Genomic DNA, 4,738 nt, shown 5'->3' on the forward strand with positions numbered 1-4,738 from the left:
GCCGCTGGCCTTGTCAGTTATTAGTGGGCGGCGGGAATTCGGGAGGATGGTCTATGAACTGTTCCGTGAATAAGAGATCGAAAATCCTTTCAAGCCTCGATTATTCAATAGTGCAGTGATTGACTGTATGTTGAAAATTCGGACCACTTGCGCCCCTATCTGCGCCCCCGTAAATGAAAGAAGGCCTCTTAATCGCTAAAAATTAGCTGATTAGAAGCCTTCTTTGAGGTCTGAAGCGGACTCGAACCGCTGTATAAGGTTTTGCAGACCTTTGCCTAGCCACTCGGCCATCAGACCATGTCGCACCTCCTAACTAATCCAACTCCCCCCTTCTTTTCCCAGCCCCACTTCTGAGACCGTTTCGGTGCTTCGGGAGTGCAAATATACAAACTTTTCCGTTCCCTCCAAAACTTCCTCGCAACTTTCATCCATTTTCCCCGAATTTCATCGTTTTTCTCCTAAAAATAGTTACCTTTAGTCCCGGATTTCAGCTCTTAGCATGACCATCGAGGATATCGCCCTCCAGATGACCCGCGGAATCGGGGTGAAAGGTGCCGTCCATCTGCTCGAAATTTTCGGCAATGCACGGAACATTTTCGACGCATCCCTCGACGAACTCTCCGTTCGAGCCCAACTCAAACCCGATATCGCCCGGAATATCATCCAGAAACAGGCCTTCCACGCCGCCGAACGCGAAATCGAATACTGCCGCCAGAACGGAATCAGCATCATCGCATCAACCGACCCCGAATATCCCGCCCTGTTGCGCGAAATCCCCGACTTCCCGGCCGTCATCTACGCAATGGGCAACCTCAGGATCCTTTCCAAACGCTGCCTCTCGATGGTCGGAACCCGTCAGGCTTCGCCATACGGACAAATCATGTGCAACCGACTCGTCGGCCAGCTCGCCGAACAGGTCCCCGGCCTCACGATCGTCAGCGGACTGGCCTTCGGGATCGACGTGGCCGCTCACCGGGCGGCTCTGGAGGCCCATGTCCCGACGGTGGCCGTACTGGCCAATGCCCTGCCAGAAGTGACCCCCGCCCAACACGCCGGAGTTGCCCGCGAGATCCTCGATCAGGGCGGAGCGCTGATTACGGAACTTCACTCGCAATCGCGTCAAAACGGCAACTTCTATCTCGCCCGAAACCGCATCATCGCCGCCCTGAGCGCCGGATGCATCGTCGTCGAATCACCCGACAGCGGCGGTTCGCTCGTCACGGCACACTACGCCGACGGGTACAACCGCTCGGTGATGGCCGTCCCCGGACGCGCTACGGACCGCTCCTCGGCCGGAACCAACCACCTGATCCGAAACCGCAAGGCCCAGCTGGTCATGAATGCCGATGACGTTATCCGCGAACTGATGTGGGATTTCGGGGAGGATCCCGCTGGGTTCCGAACCCAAGTACCCACCCCGTCGCTGACCTCGGACGAGGAGCAACTGCTCAAACTCTTCCCGTCGAGCGATCCGCTGCCGCTCGAAATCCTGGCCGAACGAAGCGGACGGAATCCCGGAGAGCTGGCCGTACTGCTCATCGGACTCGAGTTGTCGGGAGCCATCCGACAACTCCCCGGGAACCGTTACATGAAGCTATGAATCTGATCGATACACACTCACATCTCTATGACGAAGCGTTCGACGCGGACCGTGAGGAGGCACTGCATCGTGCCCTGGCCGCCGGGGTCGGGCGGCTCCTGCTGCCGGCCATCGACTCCCGGAGCCACGAACGCCTCTTCGACCTCTGCCGCCGCCATCCGGAGTGCTGCTCCCCGATGATGGGGCTGCACCCCACGTCGGTGAACGACATCCCGCATTGGCGCGAAGAGCTGGAACTCGTACAACAATATCTGGACAATCCACCCGCAGGAATCGGACGCTTCTGCGCCGTCGGTGAGATCGGGCTGGACCTCTACTGGAGCCACGACTTCCGCGACGAACAGATTGAGGCCTTCCGCCGTCAGATCAACCTCGCGCTGCAGTACGGACTGCCGATCGTCGTCCACACGCGCGATGCCTGGCCCGAGACGCTCGAGATCATGCGCGAATATGCGGGCCGCGGCGTCCGAGGGGGCTTCCACGCCTTCTCGGACGGTGTGGAGAGTTACCGCGAACTGAAAACCTGCGGCGACTTCCTCTTCGGCATCGGCGGAGTGGTCACCTTCAAGAAGAGCCGCATCGCCGAGGTGGTACGCGAGATGGAGCTGCAGGATCTGCTGCTCGAGACCGACTGCCCCTATCTGACCCCGGCACCCCATCGCGGCCAGCGCAACGAATCGGCCTATGTACGCTACGTATGCGAGAAGGTGGCCGAACTGAAGGGAATTTCGGCGGAAGAGGTGGCCCGCATCACGACGGCCAATGCCGAACGCATGTTCGGCGTGACGGTTGGCCGGGATCCCGGGACGGAGAGAGCACTCCAGGGCGAAGAGTCCGGTCCGAAGAGCCCAACCCAAGACGGAGTCTCCAGTTCGGAGGGACCGACCGATAAAACAGGCAAAACCAACGAACCGCACCGATGAAACGCGTACGCATCACCGTCATCCGCAAGACACACTACCCGGATCTGATCGAACGGTATGAGAATCCGATCGAAGAGGCCTGCGACCTGCGGGAGGGGCAGGTATTCATCGCCGAAAGGTGGCAGAAGCCCGACGGGCTGTGCGAAAGTGCCTGGCAGACCCTCTCGCCCTTTGTCATGGCGCTGGCCCACGGCGCCACGAACCTCTATGAGGGGTGGATGAAGAATCCCGCCTCGGCCCTGCTCTCGTGCAACGACGGATTCCGCCCGGTCAGTTTCCTGGTGGAGGCTCTCGATGAGACCGAAAGTGCGGAGCCGACCTCCGGCCGCCGCCCCGACAGGGCTCCAAGCAAGGGCGACGCTCCGGACACACCCCCGGGCAGCCTGCCGGACGCCGCCGCTCCGGAGACAACGGGCGACTCCCCGGGAAAAAGCCCCGTGGCAGGCAGACAAACCCGTCGGACAGACCTCTGAAAACCAAACACCGACAACAAGCAACATGAATTTCAAAAACATATGCGATCTTCCATTCTGATCATCTACACGGGCGGAACCATCGGCATGAAGACCGATGCCGCTACGGGTGCACTGGTTCCCTTCGATTTCAGCGGCATCTACGAGGAGTTCCCCTCGCTCAAACGCCTCAACGTCGACATCGATGTCCATACGGTCGACCCGGTGATCGACTCCTCGAACGTCGAACCCGCCCACTGGATCGCCCTGGCCGAACTGATCCGCGACAACTACGCCCGCTACGACGGTTTCGTCGTCCTGCACGGCACCGACACGATGTCCTACTCCGCTTCGGCCCTGAGTTTCCTGCTGGAAAACCTCGCCAAACCGGTCGTCTTCACCGGCAGCCAGATCCCCATCGGCGTCCTGCGCACCGACGGCCGCGAAAACCTCATCACGGCCATCGAAATCGCCGGCGCACGCGAAGAGGGACATCCCGTCGTTCCGGAGGTCTCGCTCTACTTCCAGAACCGCCTCTTCCGCGCCAACCGCACCACCAAACGCAGCGCCGAAGCCCTGAGCGCCTTCCAGTCCGACAACTATCCGCCGCTGGCCGAGGTCGGCGTCAACATCACCTACAACCGTCAGGCCATCCTCCACCCGGCGGAGTATCCCTCGACGCTGCGCATCGCCACCCGCCTGTCGGGCGGTATCGCTCTGGTGAAGCTCTTCCCGGGACTGGGAGAGGAGATCCTCGAAGCCACCTTCGCCGCCCCGGGACTGCGCGCCGTGGTACTCGAGACCTACGGCGCCGGAAACGCCCCCACGTCGGAACGCTTTATCCACGTCCTGCGCGAGGCCGTCGACCGCGGAATCATCCTGCTCAACATCACCCAGTGCGGCGCCGGATGCGTCTCGATGGGCCTCTACGAAACCGGACTGATCCTTCAGAAAACCGGCGTGCTCTGCGGCTACGACATGACCTGCGAGGCCGCCGTCACCAAACTCATGTACGTCCTCGGGCTCGGACTCCCCCAAAGCGAGACCCGCGATCTGCTGCGCAAACCCCTGCGCGGAGAATTTACCGTCTGAGACGTTGCACGAAACGATTTTTTTTCCTATATTTCGCACTGCTAAAGTGCCCGTATGTCAGGGTCCACAGCCTGGACAGACGCGCGCAGGACAGGCAAAACAGTTGATTGATAAATAATTACCCGATTCCGAATCACTGTATCCGGGATTCGAAAAGATGTGTGAAAGTCGTCTCCCGGCACGGCCCGCAGCCCCCGAAAAGAGCCCGGACCTACCCGGAACCGAAAAAAAAATATGTTATTAGTAATTTTTTAACCGACCCGAAAAAAAGTTCCGAAGCGGCTCCCGTTCCGGTCTCCGGAAACCCGGAAACCCCGGCAATGCCCAAACCGGAAACGCACACGGCGGACCTGCGGCCAAAGAAACCTTTAAAAAAGACACAAACAAATAATAATCAACTAATCAAATTTAATCTTATCCAACACAACTATGAAAAAACTTTTTTTGATCCCGTCGGTTGCCCTTCTGGGTACCGTTAGTGCCTTCGCTCAGGACGCCGCAGCAGCCGCTGAAACGGTTGTAGCCGAAACCCAGATCGCTGGCGACAGCCTGCACCACGTGCTGATGCAGAAGTTCCTCGAGGGCGGTTGGGCCTGGATGCTTCCGATTTTGGTATTCCTCGTACTCGGTTTGGCTGTAGCCATCGAACGTATCCTTTACCTGTCGCTCTC

Annotated in this window: 3 protein-coding genes, 1 tRNA gene and 2 pseudogenes; 5 read left to right on the top strand and 1 reads right to left on the bottom strand. The window is 59.3% G+C overall.

The window, feature by feature from the left end:
* Positions 1–226: 226 nt before the first annotated feature.
* Positions 227–297, bottom strand: a tRNA-Cys gene (locus PUQ42_RS10225).
* Between the two features lie 202 nt (positions 298–499).
* Here PUQ42_RS10225 and dprA point away from each other — a divergent pair.
* The 5 genes and pseudogenes from dprA to PUQ42_RS10250 form a co-directional block, all read left to right on the top strand.
* Positions 500–1,600, top strand: a complete 1,101-nt coding sequence (gene dprA, locus PUQ42_RS10230; RefSeq protein ID WP_122120039.1) for a DNA-processing protein DprA — start codon at positions 500–502, stop codon at positions 1,598–1,600.
* A pseudogene (locus tag PUQ42_RS10235) lies at positions 1,597–2,382 on the top strand (TatD family hydrolase); the annotation flags it as partial. The gene dprA and the pseudogene PUQ42_RS10235, both read left to right, overlap by 4 nt.
* Before the next feature lie 137 nt (positions 2,383–2,519).
* Positions 2,520–2,996, top strand: coding sequence for a TIGR04076 family protein (locus PUQ42_RS10370; protein ID WP_420534969.1), 477 nt, complete (start codon positions 2,520–2,522; stop codon positions 2,994–2,996).
* Between the two features lie 42 nt (positions 2,997–3,038).
* On the top strand, positions 3,039–4,067 hold the full coding sequence (locus tag PUQ42_RS10245; RefSeq protein WP_087309572.1) for an asparaginase: 1,029 nt from the start codon (positions 3,039–3,041) through the stop codon (positions 4,065–4,067).
* A 429-nt stretch (positions 4,068–4,496) separates the two neighbouring features.
* Positions 4,497–4,738: pseudogene (locus PUQ42_RS10250) on the top strand (MotA/TolQ/ExbB proton channel family protein); the annotation flags it as partial.

It is taken from the genome of Alistipes megaguti (assembly GCF_944320325.1).
In the GTDB taxonomy this organism is placed as follows: domain Bacteria; phylum Bacteroidota; class Bacteroidia; order Bacteroidales; family Rikenellaceae; genus Alistipes; species Alistipes megaguti.

Excerpts from the sequence above, each read along its gene's own strand:
- dprA (WP_122120039.1), top strand. The coding sequence starts at position 500 with ATGACCATCGAGGATATCGCCCTCCAGATGACCCGCGGAATCGGGGTG.
- PUQ42_RS10370 (WP_420534969.1), top strand. The coding sequence starts at position 2,520 with ATGAAACGCGTACGCATCACCGTCATCCGCAAGACACACTACCCGGAT.
- PUQ42_RS10245 (WP_087309572.1), top strand. The coding sequence starts at position 3,039 with ATGCGATCTTCCATTCTGATCATCTACACGGGCGGAACCATCGGCATG.